Below are 15,827 nucleotides of genomic sequence, written 5' to 3'. Positions count from 1 at the left end.
CTAAAAAGATTTGTATCAGTCTGCCTGACGTCTGATAAATGTCGGGACATTCAGATCTTCCTCGTGAAACGCCTCTATTTGCGGCGAAACGGGACCTGAGTGCCCATTGGCGGCGTGTGCTTCAAGAGCTCTGGGCCTTGGTGTCGCAGCGGCGGCTGCCGAATCAAATCCGGTCGCGATAACTGTAACCATTATCTCGTCATCGGAATTCTCACGGATAACGCTACCCCAGATAATATCCGCATTCTCGTCTGCCTCTGCCTCGATCATTCCGATCGCATCTTCGATCTCGCCGAGCGGCATATTAGCGCTTCCCGTTACATTGATCAGAGCCGCTTTGGCTCCGGCGATCGAGGTTTCCTCAAGTAGCTTGTAATCAAGTGCAGAGCGCATCGCTTTTGACGCGGCATCCTCGCCGCTTGCCGTACCAATACCCATCAAAGCAACCCCGCCATCTTTCATCACCGTGGTAACATCAGCAAAATCAAGATTGATGATACCCGGCGTTGTTATGAGGTCAGTTATCCCTTTGACAGCCTGAAGCAGGATCTCGTCGGCTTTGCGAAAGGCTTCCATCACTGTGATGTTCTCTTCAACCTCGCGGAGCTTTGAGTTCGGAATTGTTATCATCGTATCGACACAGCCTCGGAGTTCTGCGAGTCCCATCTCCGCCTGAGCCATTCGTTTTCGCCCTTCTACAGCAAAGGGTTTTGTTACGACCGCAACAGTAAGTGCTCCAAGCTCGATGGCAAGCGACGCAACCACCGGTGCCGCTCCTGTCCCTGTTCCGCCACCCATTCCTGCAGTAACGAATACCATGTCCGAGCCTTCCAAGACGTCGAGCAGCTTTTGGTGGTCTTCAAGAGCCGCCTCTCGTCCGACCTCCGGATTCGAACCTGCACCGAGCCCACGCGTCGATTTCGTTCCAAGCTGTATCTTCATTGGGGCTTTTGGTTTCACAAGGTCGGATGAAAGACCCCATTGCATTACCTGCAACGCTCCATCAGAGCTGCGCCTGAAATAAAAGAATCGCTGCCCGCCCTGATTCCTAATTACTAGAAGGTCTGCTCGCCCATCGCCATCTATATCAGCGCGACCTGTGAAGAATGCGTCGCTGCTAAGTCCCCACTGGATAACGCTGACCTCACCATTCGAGCTATTTCTTATCCACCAATATCTAAGCCCGCCTTCGCTCCGCGCTATGGCGATGTCAGCTTTACTGTCGCCATCAAAATCATTCGCCGCGGGAACATCACCGCTCTGACCGAAGAATTCATAGCGGAAATTGCCGGTCGAGCTTTCGATGATATGCCAAACGCCCCCTCGGAAAACGGCTATATCAAATTTGCCGTCGCCATCATAGTCAGCAGCGGCGAAGAAGTCGCCGAGCGTCGAGCTTCCCCAGCGTGTTTCCTGCAAAACGCCGCTCGTAGATGGGAGAATCCGCCACAGAACCTCTGCATTGTAGCGGGCCGTTGAAAAATCTGATTTGCCGTCGCCGTCCCAATCAACGGTCAGCGAAACGGAATCGCCCGGCTGGCCGAGCGGCTGCTGAATGAAGCTGCCGTCAGTGCTTCTGAGTCCGAAGAATGTGTTGATCGAATTGCGATAGACTTGAAGATCGGTCCGTCCGTCGCCGTCATAGTCATTGTAGGTCCCGTTGGCAAGTTTAAGTTGACCGCGTATCTCGCCCTGCGGAAATGCCGCGGAGCTTATTTGAACGTACCAGCGGTTTGATCGCAGTTCGCCCACAACATCTCCCGTGCCGGATACGCCAAGACCAAAAGAGCCGCTTGTACCTGCAAGCGGAAGCGTTGTAAGCGGCGGAGAGGTTTGCCCCACGAAAGCATTCCGATGGATCGTGAATGAACTGTCAGCGGCGATGCCAGTATAACTGCAATCAAGTGCAAATCCGGTTTCCTGGGCATTCAGTATCGCAGTGCAAATAGCAGTTCCGGACGACGAACTTATCGGAACTGCCTGCAAGCGGGAAAGCGCGGCGTTAAAACGCTGCTGTGGGAAAACATCCGAAAAAGATGCGATAAAGACCAGACACAAGAGCGCAAGCCCAGAACGAAATTTCATAAACAACCGAATTCCTTGGAAAATACTAGATGACCTCATCCAAACGATCATCCCATTTTTGTTCAACAGGCTCACCCAGCCGGCCGAGCATTTTGGCAATGATCATAGAAACCGTTGCATCGCCGGTAACGTTAATGGTCGTTCGGCACATATCAAGCGGACGGTCAATGGCAAAGATAAGTGCAAGCCCAACCTCCGGAATGCCGGCCTGTGCAAGAACGATAACAAGCATTACCATTCCGGCTCCGGGCACGGCCGCGCTTCCGATCGAGGCTAGCGTAGCCGTAACTATAATGCCGAGCTGGACTCCAAAACTCAGATCCATTCCGAAGGTCTGAGCTATAAAGACCGCAGCGACTGCCTGATAAAGACTTGTGCCGTCCATATTTACGGTCGCGCCGATGGGAAGGACAAAGCTTGCTACGTCATCATCAACACCCAGATGTTCGGTAACGCGCTCCATAGTTACCGGAAGTGTTGCTGCACTGGAGCTTGTGGAAAACGCAAGAAGCTGCGCCGGTGCGATACCCTTCAGAAAAAAGGATGGTGATTTCCCGGTAAAGGTCCAGACGAGGAATACGTAAAAGAAATATATCAGCGCAAGTCCCGAAACTACGGAAAGAGCATACCAGAGCAAGGCAATAAAAAGATCCGTTCCCGGAGCTTCGGCAATAATGGCGGCAAGAAGCGCAAAAACGCCGAACGGCGCCGCCAGCATTATCAGATCGATCATCTTTAGTACTACCTCGTTCAATCCCGAAAAGAACCCCTTTACAGGTGCAGCCTTCTCGGGCGGGATCAGGATCAATCCGATGCCGAAAAAGATAGCGAATACGATGACCTGAAGCATATTCGCATTCGAACTGGCAGCACCGATAATGTTTTCGGGAACTAGGTCTTCTAAAGGCTTCAACGGCCCTGACTGTCGCTGCTTTTCAGCCGCGACGATGCGATCGCCCGCCTGTTTTTCATAGCTGGTTATCAGTTTGGTCCGTGTTTCTTCGGTGACGGCGGTGCCCGGCCGGATGACGTTGACGATAGCAAGCCCGACGCTGACGGCGATAACGGTTGTCCCGATATAGATCAGGATCGTTCGCAAGCCCATCTTCGAAAGCTGAGTTATGTTATTAAGATCGGCGATGCCGGTTATCAGCGATCCAAGGATCAGCGGTATCGCTATCAGCTTGAGCAGATTGATAAATATCGTCCCGAAAGGCTTTATCCAATTGACAATAAAATCCTTTCCCCATTCAAACTGTATAAGCAGGGCCGCAAACACAACACCTGCCGCCATACCAAGCAATATTCGCCAATGGAGTGCCAGTTTTGTCATGCTCGGAAGTTTCACCTTTTTTTATTCTCAAATCAAATACTGGCCCGTAAAGGTGTTTTGTTCTCCTGTGCTTCCCGGCTTGCCAATTTACGATAAGAGGTTCATACTCTTGCCGAATTTTACCCGCGTAACCGTTTTAATATCAGAACTTATGCCGGTAACAAAAGCACAGATAAAGGCAGGAAAAAGCGATGAGCAAAGAGGAACTCAGCGAGACATCAGAGAATTCTTACGAGAATGAACTAACTACCGATCTTGACGACAAGACGCCGGACAAGCCGAAGGGAATGCCCCTGCATACAAAGATCTTTCTTGGGTTGCTGGTGGGTGTACTTGGTGGACTTGCGGCAAACTGGTTCCTCGGCGGAAAGAACGCAGACCTGAATTGGTTCATTGATAATTTTACGCGACCAATAGGCCAGCTTTTCCTTAATTTGCTCTTAATGATCGTGGTGCCATTGGTGTTTTCATCACTAGTGGTGGGGGTCGCGGGCATCGGAGATATTAGAAAGCTTGGACGCATCGGGCTGAAGTCGTTCGCATACACGCTGGTGATCTCAGCTATTTCGGTTGCGATAGGGCTCGGCGTTGCGAACACTATACGTCCAGGTGAACGGATAAGCGAAGAGATAGCGACCGAGCTTAAGGAGGAATTCTCATCACAGGGTAGCGCGGCCACGGAGGCCCAGAGACGGGCTGCCGAGGCCGCAAAAGCAGAAACACCTTTGATGCAGGTGGTCAAGACGATCGTTCCGAGCAACATATTCAATTCCATCTCAGGAACAAGCGCGAATATGCTTCATATAATGTTCTTTGCATTGATGATCGGGATCGCCGTAACGCTTTTGCCCGCCGCGGCGTCGGAACCATTCGTCAATGTAATGAGTTCTTTGTTCAGCATCACGGCAAAGATAATAGATATCGTGATGAAGTTGGCTCCCTATGCTGTCGCCTGCCTTTTGTTCAGCAATATTGCCCAGTTCGGGTTTGAACTGCTCAGGTCGCTAGGCTGGTTCGTCGTTGCCGTCCTACTGGGTCTTTCTATACACTTCTTCGGGATCTATTCGCTTTCGATCTATTTTCTTTCAAGGATCAATCCGATCGAATTTTTCAAACGGATAAGGACCGTTATTATCACCGCATTCTCAACATCTTCCTCGAATGCGACGCTTCCGACGGCGCTACGCGTAACACACGAGAATCTAGGTGTTCCGAAAGCTATCAATAGCTTTGTGCTGACCGTTGGAGCGACCGCGAACCAGAACGGCACGGCGCTTTATGAGGGCGTTACGGTACTTTTTCTGGCACAATTGGCCGGTGTCGAGCTGACGCTGTCGCTGCAGTTAATGGTGGTTTACCTTGCGATCCTTGGAGGCATCGGCACAGCCGGTGTGCCTTCGGGCTCGATACCGTTTATCATCGGGATACTTTTCTACATCGGGATCGATCCGGCATTGATCGCGATCATCCTCGGCGTCGATCGCATACTTGATATGTGCCGGACAACGCTTAACGTTGTTGGTGACATAACTGCGGCGACATTCGTTGCCCGAAGCGAGGGTTACGAGCTGCTGAAACCGCAGGAAAATGTTGGTGTCAATTAGAATTAAATGTAAGATGCTCTAATAATGATAAAGAATTACCGACCTCCTCGGCAGCACTTCTGTCTTGGCCTGTGTGTCTTTCGGGGGCGTTCTTAGCCGACGATCAAAGCGAGCGAAGTAATATATTCTGCTTTAGATCTACATCGAGGTGGTTTTGACACAAAAGACAGCTCAATTCACAGGATCTTATGTTCCCAATAGGCGATGATAATACCGATGTAACGATCACACCGATCGTAAATTACCTTTTTATCGGCATCAATGTGTTGGTGTTCGTTCTCCTGCAAGGGCTTGGCGGGAACGATGCATTCTCATATGCATTCTCACTTGTGCCCAAGGAGATAACTACCGGCGTTGACATTACCGGTGTACAGGTGGTCCGTGATTCGTTCGGAAATACCGCTCAGGTGCAGCATTATTCAACGCCATTGCCTGTCTATTTTAATTTCCTGAGTTCGATGTTCATGCATGGCAGCATCGCACACATCTTCGGAAATATGCTTTTCCTTTTTATTTTCGGAGATAACCTTGAAAATCTTCTTGGGCATATACGGTTCGCGGGCTTCTATATCGCCTGCGGTCTTATTGCGGCAATATCGCAGATAGTGATGGACACAACTTCCGTTATACCTATGCTTGGGGCTTCCGGGGCCATTTCCGGCGTGATGGGCGGTTACCTTCTTCTTTTCCCGCAAAGGAAGGTTCGTGCGATCATCTTTAATTTCCTGACAACGGTGCCGGCTTTTGTCGCACTTGGCATCTGGATCGGTTATCAGATATTGCTAGGGCTTATGACGCCGGCGGGAACAGGCGGCGTGGCATACGCGGCGCATATCGGCGGATTCATTGCGGGTCTCGCATTGATCAAGGTGTTCGCAATAGGCCGCAGGATATGAGACGTTACCAAGATCAGTCTGTCCGGGGCCGAGCATACACCTGGCCATCCTTTTGGACATATGCCAAATGCAGAACTACTGAAACTGCTTGCTTGCCCTCGGTGCAAGGGACTTCTCGAGGAGCTTGAGAGTTTGGCTTGTATCGAATGTGGTTCGACCTATCCGGTAGTTAACAGCATCCCGATACTTCTTGCCGACGAGCGAAGCGTTTTCAAAACCTCGGATCTTGTCGCAGGACGCGAGACAACCTACGGGCCGCCACAAAAGGGCTGGAAGCGGGCGGTTGGCGCGATCATTCCGTCGTTCAATTTGAATCTAGGTTCTGATAAGAACTTCGAATTTTTTTTCAAAAACCTTCGCGGCGGGGATGAAAAACCGAAAGTGCTGATTATCGGCGGTGCGGTAGAAGGACAAGGGCTTCATCTTGATGATCTAAAAGAAGATCTTCTTATCGTGGAGACCGATGTTGCATTTGGGGCACGGACCGAGCTGATCTCAGACGCTCACGATCTGCCGTTCAGGTCTGGTGTGTTTGATGGTGTCATTGCCCAGGCAGTGCTTGAGCATGTTATCGATCCATTTCGTTGCGTCTCGGAAATTGAACGCGTGCTGAAAGGTGACGGTTTAGTTTACGCCGAAACTCCATTTATGCAGCAGGTGCATATGGGGCGTTATGATTTTACTAGGTTCACACATCTCGGACACCGTTACCTGTTCCGTAATTTTGAAGAGACATCAAGCGGTCCGATCGGCGGGCCCGGAATGGCATTGGCCTGGAGCTGGGCATATTTCCTTCGCAGTTTTTTCCGCAACCGAACGATGCAAAAGGCGGCTTTTGCCGCAGGAATGATGACAGGATCATGGCTGAAGTATTTTGACCACATACTTTGCGATAGGCCTGGCAGTTATGATGCTGCCTCGTGCTATTTCTTTCTTGGGCGCAAACAGGCGGAGCCGGTCGAGGGCCGCGAGATCATCTCAAACTATCGCGGCACATTCTAACAGAAGGATACCCTATCTGATTTTAATGCGGAACTTTCCGTTGTTCGTGAGGTTCGGATTGCAGAACGGATCGGAGAATGCGAACTTAGGCCAACGTTCTTTGAACGCCTTTATTTCTTTGATCGAGGCGGACATGCCGCCCACAGCTTTCCGATCTGGAAAGATAAACTGAGCGTGAGGTGTTGAGACGATACGATAACCGGCCTCGCGAAGCCGCACGCACAGATCTGCGGCAAGAAACAAAGGCGAATCGAAAGCATCGCTGAAACCTCCAAATGTTGAAAAAAGCTGTCTTCTGATCGCGAACGCATCTAGAGCGACGGCGGAGTAATTCGATATCACCTGATTTCGTATCAAGTTGCCCGGCTGGTGGTTCGGCAGCCCGAAATGGGCGATGGCCGCGGCTGCAGGTCCGCCGAGGACAATGCCTCCTGACCGCACCGCGCCGCTGCGATCGGTTAAAAGACCGCCTGCCGCACCGATCGCTTCTTGTAATGCAAACCTACAAAGTTCGCTTACAGGGTTTTCAGTATTCGGGTGAGTATTCCGCCGAATGAAGACAAGAATTTCTCCACGGGCGCGTTCAGCGGCTTCATTGAGCTGAACAGCGAGCGGGCTGGCTGTTGCGCACTCGATCACTTCAGAGACTTTATTGTCCGAGGTCATTGGATCGAATGCGGGCGCGCCGTCGCCCCACAAGATCACAGTTGCCACTTTTCGATCGGGCAATAGATAACGAACGCGATGTAGATTATAGGCGCTTGGCTCGACCTCGGCTTCGGCCCCAACACGAATCAGATGCTCTCTAAGCGCACGACGCGCGTTCTCGTGCGCGTAAGGCTTTGCCTCAGAACTATGGGCAACAGATCCCGGAATGGTTCGCCAATGATAGAGAATGCGTGGAATGTGGCGGATCTGAGTTTCGTTTATGCGTTCGATAACGCGAAGAGCAAGGTCATAATCCTGGCTGCCTTCAAAGCCGGTGCGGAAGCCGCCGATCTCGCGAAGGATCGATGTTCGATAAGCTGAAAGATGCGTTACAAGATTTAGCGAGTACATCAGATCTCGGCTAAAGTCAGGCTTGAAAAGCGGCCGCGACCGTCGGCCCTTTTCGTCTATCAGATTATCGTCGCTGTATATCATTGCTGTATCCGGTGCTTCCACCAGCGTTTTCGCGACCCAAAAGAGAGCGTCTTTGCGTAGCTCATCATCATGATCGAGCAAGACGCAGAATTCACCCGAGGCAAGTTCGAGAGCCGAATTCGACGCTGCGGAGATATGCCCGTTGATCTCGCGATAGGTAACCCTTATTCGTGCATCTTTGCGGCGATACTCGTCAAGCAAAGGCCTGATGTGAGATTTTGTAGATGCGTCGTCGGCAATGCAGAGTTCCCAGTTCTCGTAGATCTGTGAACGCACCGAATCGATACATTTTCTTAACCAAACAGCATCAAGGTTGTAAACAGGCAATAGTACGGAGATCAGCGGGCCTTTGAACTCGGCTTCGGCCTTTGTCGGCAAGTTTAGATATTCTCTTTCAACTATACGTTGAAACCGCCACTGTTCTACTAGCCTATCTACACGGAGTCTTAAGGCCATAAATAATCCGGCCACCCCGAATTTCTGGTATATCTCGAATACTCGATTCACCAAACGCATAAAAGAATGTTTTCCCCTTCATTGCTGAACTTTGCGATAGAGGCTACGAAGTGCTCATTGAGACCGGCGGTTATGTCCCAACGGAGAATGTTGATTCGCGTGCCGCTATCATTCTGGATGTTAAATGCCCGGCGTCGGGAGAAGTTGAGCGCAACCATTGGCCGAATCTTGAACGCGTGCGGTCTGATAAAGATGAGGTGAAGTTTGTTGTTGCGGACCTTGATGATTGGGAGTTTGCGAAGGAGATCATTGCAAAGTATCATCTCCCCGAACGGGCAAAGGAAGTGCTTATCTCGCCAGTCCACGGAATTGATATGCGTCCGATCGCCGATGCGGTTTCGCAGAGCGGGTTGAGCGTCAGATTGAATCTGCAGATGCACAAATACATCTGGGGACCAGATGTCCGGGGTGTTTAGTTTAGTGACTGAAATATTATGAGATCCACCCTCTTTACTCTCATCGTTCTTGGTTTTACGTTCGCGGCCGCCGCCCAGATTCCCGCTGTAGCTTCAGCTGATCCTAAGTTAGACCAACTTATTAAGACAGAGATCAGTAACTTCAAAGGTAAGGTCTGGATCTATGCGAAGAATTTGGACACCGGCAAAGAATATAGCCTTCGCGGGGATGAACAGGTGAGAACCGCCAGCACGATAAAACTCCCGATAATGACCGAAGTGTTTCGTCAGGTGGCCGAAGGAAAGATCGCGTGGACGGATGAATTTACCATAGAGGCCGGAAAGATCGCAGGCGGATCGGGGATACTGAAAGAATTCACTCCGGGGCACAAGATCGACCTGAAAACCGCGACGGTTTTGATGATAGTACTATCGGACAATACAGCCACTAATCTCATACTCGACAAGGTCTCCAGCAATTCCGTCAACGAATTTATGGCCAAGCTGGGGCTGAACGACACGCTGTCACTACGCAAGATCGGCGGAGGCGGTGACGCAAAGGCTTGGGATGAACCATTAAACAAGCTTTTTGGTATTGGGCGTTCGTCGCCGAAAGATATGGTGCGGCTGCTGGAAATGCTGGAAAATGGCCAAGTCGTTTCAAAGGAAGCATCTGCGGAGATGATCGCTATTCTCCGCCGCCAGCAGTACAAGGACGGCATTGGCAGAAACGTGCTGGACACAATTCCGGTTGCCTCCAAATCCGGAGCTCTTGATCGGCTAAGAAGCGACGTCGGTATTGTTTATACTCGCCGCGGACGCATCGCAATTGCAATAACCGTTGACGATATGCACGTTGTTCATTACACCACAGACGACATCGGCAGTTTGCTAATTTGGAGGCTCTCCCAAATATTGCAGGAAGGCTTGGCCAAATGACAGCGGTTGTTCTCGTCTCCGGCGGAATGGACAGCTGTGTAACAGCAGCCATAGCTTCAGGTGAAAATGAAGAACTCGCATTTCTGCATATATCTTACGGACAGCGAACAGAAGCTCGCGAGCGGAAAGCATTCAATGACATTGCCGATCATTACAAAGTAAAGCAACGGCTTGATGTTTCGATCGAATATCTCGCAAAAATAGGCGGCTCTTCACTAACGGATGAAAGTATTGCAGTTTCGAAAGCCGACCTCTCGTCAAAAAAGATACCGACCAGCTACGTCCCGTTTCGCAATGCGAATATGCTTGCGATAGCGACGAGTTGGGCTGAGGTTTTGGGTGCACACGTGATCTATATCGGCGCCGTCGCCGAAGATTCAAGCGGTTATCCGGATTGCCGTCCCGAATTCTACGAAGCTTTCCAACAAACAATTAACACCGGTACAAAGCCCAATACATATATCGAGATCCGCACGCCTATCATTCATCTTACAAAGGCCGCGATCGTCAAAAAAGGCCTGGAATTAGATGCTCCGCTACATCTGACCTGGTCATGTTATCGTTCAAACGACTTTGCCTGCGGCACTTGCGATTCATGCGCTCTCCGGCTAAGAGGCTTTGAACAAGCAGGCACACTTGACCCCATCACATATCAACCTAGTTGATTCTTTTTGATAGACATCATCACGTCTATCTCATTTAGTTGGACCATTGTGAAAATGGCATCAAGTCGGTTGGCGACGTGTTAAAGATGAGTCTTAAAGCAATGTTCGAGAAAAGGAAAAGCATCGATGCCGGCCACTAAAACTGACAAGAGGTTGACTTTATTATGACTTGAAACTGAATGATCCGTTGGCGAATCGTTGAGTATAGCTAATAAAACTATCGATCTAGTCGGTGGCCTATATTTCCTGCTTCTTGATCATAAATTTCAGTAAAGCCTGCAGATCCTTCGTTCAATGTTCTCTAGGCCGAGTTCAAGAGCTGTTTGGGCTTTATAGCATTTGATCAGGTCAAGAGTTTTATCGTAAAGCTTTTTGATCCATTACTGAAGTTCTGCCTTTTCTGCTTCCAAGCGAGTGATCTCTCCCCGCAATCTGGCGATCTCTTCATCAATTGTTTGAATCGTTATAGCCGTTCCGGAACTGAGCTTATGAAAAACCGGCGTAACGACCGTAACGGCTGCTATCAGTATCGAGAGAACACCCATCACCCGCGAAACGAGATCTCCTTGAGGCTCGATCTCTGACCACATAACAAAAAGAATTATTCCGGCAAGGAGCAGATCACAAACCCAAGCGAAACCCAAAGACCATTGAAACCGTTTATCAAGACGTGCGATCGAAATCAGTGAAAGATGCGATGCGACGACCGCTCCAATAACAAACGTCATCGTCGTTTTTACATAAAGCTCCGAATCGTCGGCAACGTCCCAGATTATCAGCATCAGAAGTGCTGCTGAGATCAATGTAAATACGATACCTGCCTTCGGGAGGACATTTCCCCGACCCGCCTCGATCGCTGCGCCGCAGGCCAGTCCCAAAATGCTTGTTACCGTGACCGTAAGGGTCGTCATCAGCACCCGGACCTCAAAACTTCCAAAGTTGCCAAGCAAGATGACTATGATGCCAAATGCCGCACTAACCGCTACCGAGGTTATTAGAAGCTTTAAAAAGATGCTCCTCAGGTCTCCGTTCAACATCGCTTCGCATTCTACATCAGTAAATGCGTTTTGAGACAATTCCTATGCTGGGTGATATACTCAGTAAAACTTAGTCTATTTTGAGGTTTGTACAAGATCTATGAAACTACCCGGCGGGTTCGACTTGAGCCAAATGATGCAGCAGGCCCAGCAGATGCAGGAAAAAATGGGCAAGGAGATGAAGGAAACGGTCGTTGAGGCTTCAGCCGGCGGCGGTGCCGTTTCCGTGAAGATGCGCGGCGATTTCGAGGTGGTCGAACTTAAGATTTCACCCGACCTTGTCAAGGATGGGGATGTTGAAATGATCCAGGATCTAACCGTTGCTGCACTGAACGAGGCTCACCGAAAGGTCGAGGAATCGCTCAAGGGCAAGCTTGGCGGAATGTTGCCGCCCGGCTTGATATAGAGCTGCTCAAAACAAGCTAGTTCAGATCCGCATGGTTGCCAAGACGCAAGTTGTTGTCTTTCAACTTTCTGTCTTGGCGATCCTGCATTAGAAGATATTATCAATGCTGGATTATTCAGAACCGGTCGCTAAACTGATCGATGAATTCAAACGGCTGCCGGGGATAGGCGGAAAATCTGCTCAACGGCTTGCCTTCTTCGTTTTGCGTCGTCCACGTGCAGAAGTTGACGCGTTCATCGATGCACTTCGCGAGGTAAAGGAAAAGATAGTTTTCTGTTCGGTGTGTAACAATCTGACCGACGTAGATCCTTGTCTTTATTGTGCGAATCCTAAACGCGACCGATCGATTATCTGCATTGTCGAAGAACCGTATAATCTTGTAGCTATCGAAAAAACGCGTTCATTCAAGGGCTTATATCACATCATTCATGGATCACTTTCGCCGATACGCGGCATCGGTCCGGACGAGCTTATGCTCAACAACCTTTTGCCGCGGCTGTTGCCCGAGAATAACGAGGGGACAGAGGTGAAAGAGATAATCGTCGCCACGAACCCGACTACTGAAGGTGAAGCTACCGCCAATTACATCGCTCGTCTGCTGAAACCACTTGGCGTAAAAGTAACCCGCATCGCGATGGGAATGCCCGTTGGAAGCGACCTTGAATACGTCGATGAAGTTACGATGGACAGGGCCCTTGCAAATCGTCACGAGATCTAAGGGGTTGCTTCGATGAGACTCTCGATCAAAAAGCTTCGGCTCATCGATCTTTTTCGAAACAGAAAAGGCACATTGACATTTCGTCTTGTTCTCGCTGTATTTGGCATCGCCCTAAAACTCTTTTTTCGCCGGATCGAAACAGTGAATGCCGATACAGTCCCTTCGGGAACGGGTGTCATCTTTGTAATGAATCATCCCAATGGGCTCATAGATCCAGCTCTCGTCTTCGTTGCGATGCCCCGGCGGATATCCTTTCTTGCCAAATCGACACTGTTCAAAATGCCGGTCATATCGTTTCTGCTTCGCACGGTCGGAGCACTTCCCGTTTACCGCCGCATAGATGCGGGAGAGGATATTGCGAAGAATCAAGAAACGTTTCGGTTGGCAAGCCAAATGCTTCGGGGAGGAGGCTCGATCGCCCTTTTCCCTGAAGGTGTCTCGCATAATTCACCAAAATTGTTGCCTGCAAAGACTGGTGCGGCGCGCATTGCCCTTGGGGCGGTCTCGGTTGGTGATGACAACTTCGATCTTCGGATAGTTCCCGTTGGGCTTTTTTACACAAGCAAGAAAGCTTTTCGGAGCGAGGCGTTGTTGCATTTTGGTGAGCCGTTCCGTGTACACCCGACCGCACTCGACACTGATGGCCAGCCGCCGCGGGACGCAGTAAAAGAGCTAACAGCTCTGATCGAAGAAGAGCTTCGAAAGGTTACGCTAAATGCTGAAACAGATGCCGCTATGAATACGGCTCGGATAGCCGAAGCGATATTCTCTTCATCGGGTGATAACGAGAACCTTGGTGAAAAGCTGGAATTTCTTCAGGCATATATTGACGACCTTGAGACCGAGGACGATCCCGAAGATGAAAAGCTACGCTCGGAGATCCATCGATTTGATCAAGAGCTAAATCGATATGGTATCGGACCGGAACATCTGTCACTCGCTCAGTTTGACCGTTCGTTCGTTGTCAGGGAAGCGATCTCCCGCTCTTGGTGGCTATTGCTGCTACTTCCCTTCGCCGTGATCGGAATTATCCTGCATTCTCCCGCTTATCAACTTTGTCGTCTTTTCTCCGAATGGTATTCGCGGCATGGAGCGGATGACGTTGCCTCAACGGCAAAAGTGCTCGCCGGCGTTGTTTTTATGCCGGCGACATGGCTGATCACGGCTTTGGTGGTTGGATATTTTCTCGGTTGGGAATCCGGCATTTTCTCTATTCCTATTTCTGCTCTTTTTGGTCTCGTCGCACTTTATACGATCGAGCAGTTTGAAGATCTGCGCGGCTGGGCCAACGCAGTCGCACTATTTCTTACAAAGAAAGAGGTGTTCTTAAGATTATTTGTTGAGCGGCGGGAAATGCAGCGAAAGCTGATCGGTTATGATCGACAATAAAAAGGCAGGCCGTTACGCACCTGCCCAAACTCTAGATTAAAAGCCAACCTAAAATCTAACCTTTTCCTCTATGGCATCCGACGCGCTCCGTGAACGTCTCCATTCTTCCTCGGTTTCATAGAAGTTCACATCAAATGTAAGGAGACTCTTTACGGGGATCCCGTCAAATTCCTCAGGTCCGTCTTCAAAGCGGGCGATAGCACCTATTCCGATGACTTCTGACCCGATCTCACGTATCAATTCGATGGTTTCCCTGATCGCCTTTCCGGAACGGATAATGTCATCGACGATGATCGCCGGATGGACATCGGTTTCAGCCATGTACTGACGAAATTGGCGCTTTCCATCTTCCGTTTCGGCCCAATATATTTGCTCCGCGCTCAACGCTTCGCGAACACCGAAGGCGACCATGATCCCGCCCGGGCTGGGGCTAATAACAGAGACCTTAGGAAGGCTGCGGGCGATGGATTTTTCCATTCTGAAATGGCGGCTGAGCCCGACCGAAAGTATTCGGGCATTATCGTAATAACGGAAGGCGAGCGGCATCTGGAAGTAGTGGGATGCGTGCTTACCGTTAGGATAAATAAAATGTCCCCGCCTATAGGCTCCTGTTTCCTGCAATATCTTCATTACCTCTTCGGGCGAAGGGATAAGATCGATCATTATTTTCTCCTGATTAAATTAAACTTCAGCAAAATGGATAAAAAAGTATCTTAATGACCGCACCTGGCATTTTCAACCGTCCGTTTCCAGAATTTCTCGGATCAATGCTGCTTGTGCTTTGCTTAGGTCTTTTGGAAGCTCATCTGCCGCGAACCATCCGAGCTCGATTATCTCCCCGCTATTAACATACGCCGTATCTTTTGTCCTGGCCGTGTAGAGAATCTCAACGTGTGTACCTACAATTCGTACCCGGAAAAGCTCGAGATCATAAAGCATCACCCCGGTTTCCTCATCGAGTTCCCTTCGTATTGCATCTTCGGCCTGTTCTCCGTGATCGATAAAGCCACCAGGGAAACCCCAACCCGAATAAGGCCGAAGCACATGGTTCAGGAGTAAAATCTTTCCGTCACCGTTCCTGACTATCGCCGCTACCGACGCGGTGAAGCGGTCTTGCCAGACCCGGACCAATCTCTTCCTTGCTCCTGCAGGCAAAGCTCTCCAGAATTTTCGTGCGACCTTCTTTAAGGATCTCCCCTTGATCGGCATTTTGATGTTCCGTTTGACCTAACTATGATAATACGCTAGAACCTTCGATCGATGTCCATAGAGCGCGCCGATAGTTTAACTGCACCTCTCACTTGGAGCGAGGTTTCACAGATCCATCGATCGCGAAACGGGATCTATCAGAAGAACGGAAGGCTCATATCTCTTCTTACTGATTTCGGCCGCATCAATCCCTGCTATCCGGATTTCCATGGTGAAACAGAGCACATAATTCATTACACCGGTTCGGGACGCCGCGGTGATCAGAAACTAGATGCAGCAAATCAGGCATTGCTTGATGCAATTAAGTCCGGCCATTCGGTCCCGCTATTCAATAAGCTCGGCGTGAATAGATGGGAGTTTCTGGGCGAGTGGATCGTGATCGATAGTGCATACGTGCTCGATGAGGTGAGGGAGCGTATGGTTTGGAAATTCACATTGCAAAGATCAGTATGATCCGCATTGCCAGATGCCTCGAGTTGTTGCACAATAC

General features: G+C 50.0%; 16 protein-coding genes. 10 read left to right on the top strand and 6 right to left on the bottom strand.

The annotated features are described in order from the left end of the window. Window positions 1-15: 15 nt before the first annotated feature. Complete coding sequence (gene ftsZ / locus JVX88_RS07545; RefSeq protein ID WP_211626723.1) at window positions 16-2,085, bottom strand: cell division protein FtsZ; 2,070 nt, start codon at window positions 2,083-2,085, stop codon at window positions 16-18. Between the two features lie 25 nt (window positions 2,086-2,110). Next, window positions 2,111-3,433, bottom strand: a complete 1,323-nt coding sequence (locus JVX88_RS07540) for a dicarboxylate/amino acid:cation symporter (RefSeq protein ID WP_211626722.1) — start codon at window positions 3,431-3,433, stop codon at window positions 2,111-2,113. 176 nt (window positions 3,434-3,609) lie between these two features. Between JVX88_RS07540 and JVX88_RS07535 the strand changes: the two genes are divergently transcribed. The 3 genes from JVX88_RS07535 to JVX88_RS07525 all read left to right on the top strand — a co-directional run bounded on the left by JVX88_RS07535 (window position 3,610) and on the right by JVX88_RS07525 (window position 6,920). Then, window positions 3,610-5,022 (top strand): dicarboxylate/amino acid:cation symporter, encoded by a 1,413-nt coding sequence (locus JVX88_RS07535; protein ID WP_211626721.1) that lies wholly within the window; start codon window positions 3,610-3,612, stop codon window positions 5,020-5,022. 188 nt (window positions 5,023-5,210) lie between these two features. Beyond that, the gene (locus JVX88_RS07530; protein ID WP_211626720.1) at window positions 5,211-5,918 is read left to right on the top strand and encodes a rhomboid family intramembrane serine protease; all 708 of its coding nucleotides are present in this window, start codon (window positions 5,211-5,213) and stop codon (window positions 5,916-5,918) included. A gap of 12 nt (window positions 5,919-5,930) precedes the next feature. After that, complete coding sequence (locus JVX88_RS07525) at window positions 5,931-6,920, top strand: methyltransferase domain-containing protein (protein WP_410503775.1); 990 nt, start codon at window positions 5,931-5,933, stop codon at window positions 6,918-6,920. Window positions 6,921-6,932: 12 nt separating this feature from the next. Here the strand turns inward: JVX88_RS07525 and JVX88_RS07520 are convergent, their stop codons facing one another. After that, window positions 6,933-8,579: a glycosyltransferase family 2 protein gene (locus tag JVX88_RS07520; protein ID WP_211626718.1), complete on the bottom strand. Its 1,647-nt coding sequence runs from the start codon at window positions 8,577-8,579 to the stop codon at window positions 6,933-6,935. Between the two features lie 50 nt (window positions 8,580-8,629). Between JVX88_RS07520 and JVX88_RS07515 the strand changes: the two genes are divergently transcribed. Genes JVX88_RS07515 through queC form a run of 3 tightly spaced genes read left to right on the top strand, consistent with a single transcriptional unit; the run spans window position 8,630 to window position 10,578 of the window. Beyond that, window positions 8,630-8,995: a hypothetical protein gene (locus JVX88_RS07515; protein WP_211626717.1), complete on the top strand. Its 366-nt coding sequence runs from the start codon at window positions 8,630-8,632 to the stop codon at window positions 8,993-8,995. 18 nt (window positions 8,996-9,013) lie between these two features. Next, window positions 9,014-9,913 carry a serine hydrolase gene (locus JVX88_RS07510; protein ID WP_211626716.1) on the top strand — a complete coding sequence of 300 codons (900 nt, stop codon included), beginning with the start codon at window positions 9,014-9,016 and terminating at the stop codon, window positions 9,911-9,913. Next, window positions 9,910-10,578 carry a 7-cyano-7-deazaguanine synthase QueC gene (queC, locus tag JVX88_RS07505; protein ID WP_211626715.1) on the top strand — a complete coding sequence of 223 codons (669 nt, stop codon included), beginning with the start codon at window positions 9,910-9,912 and terminating at the stop codon, window positions 10,576-10,578. Before JVX88_RS07510 ends, queC begins: the two co-directional genes overlap by 4 nt. Window positions 10,579-10,958: 380 nt before the next feature. On the opposite strand, the gene JVX88_RS07500 is transcribed toward queC, so the two are convergent. Continuing rightward, window positions 10,959-11,654: a hypothetical protein gene (locus tag JVX88_RS07500; protein ID WP_211626714.1), complete on the bottom strand. Its 696-nt coding sequence runs from the start codon at window positions 11,652-11,654 to the stop codon at window positions 10,959-10,961. Window positions 11,655-11,715: 61 nt separating this feature from the next. Between JVX88_RS07500 and JVX88_RS07495 the strand changes: the two genes are divergently transcribed. From JVX88_RS07495 to JVX88_RS07485, 3 genes are all read left to right on the top strand, one after another. Then, window positions 11,716-12,021 carry a YbaB/EbfC family nucleoid-associated protein gene (locus JVX88_RS07495; protein ID WP_211626713.1) on the top strand — a complete coding sequence of 102 codons (306 nt, stop codon included), beginning with the start codon at window positions 11,716-11,718 and terminating at the stop codon, window positions 12,019-12,021. A gap of 106 nt (window positions 12,022-12,127) precedes the next feature. Further along, window positions 12,128-12,739, top strand: a complete 612-nt coding sequence (gene recR, locus JVX88_RS07490; protein ID WP_211628627.1) for a recombination mediator RecR — start codon at window positions 12,128-12,130, stop codon at window positions 12,737-12,739. A gap of 12 nt (window positions 12,740-12,751) precedes the next feature. Continuing rightward, entirely contained in the window at window positions 12,752-14,128 is a 1,377-nt protein-coding gene (locus tag JVX88_RS07485; RefSeq protein WP_211626712.1) for a lysophospholipid acyltransferase family protein, read from the top strand. Between the two features lie 48 nt (window positions 14,129-14,176). On the opposite strand, the gene JVX88_RS07480 is transcribed toward JVX88_RS07485, so the two are convergent. Together JVX88_RS07480 and JVX88_RS07475 are read right to left on the bottom strand one after the other, a co-directional pair. Beyond that, complete coding sequence (locus tag JVX88_RS07480; protein ID WP_211626711.1) at window positions 14,177-14,791, bottom strand: phosphoribosyltransferase family protein; 615 nt, start codon at window positions 14,789-14,791, stop codon at window positions 14,177-14,179. Between the two features lie 72 nt (window positions 14,792-14,863). Beyond that, window positions 14,864-15,337 carry an NUDIX hydrolase gene (locus tag JVX88_RS07475; protein WP_211626710.1) on the bottom strand — a complete coding sequence of 158 codons (474 nt, stop codon included), beginning with the start codon at window positions 15,335-15,337 and terminating at the stop codon, window positions 14,864-14,866. Between the two features lie 51 nt (window positions 15,338-15,388). Here JVX88_RS07475 and JVX88_RS07470 point away from each other — a divergent pair, with 51 nt between their 5' ends. Then, window positions 15,389-15,790: a hypothetical protein gene (locus tag JVX88_RS07470; RefSeq protein ID WP_211626709.1), complete on the top strand. Its 402-nt coding sequence runs from the start codon at window positions 15,389-15,391 to the stop codon at window positions 15,788-15,790. The last annotated feature ends 37 nt before the right edge of the window (window positions 15,791-15,827 follow it).

The sequence above is a fragment of the Leptolyngbya sp. 7M genome (assembly GCF_018128485.1).
This window is presented reverse-complemented; position numbering and strand designations above follow the sequence as displayed.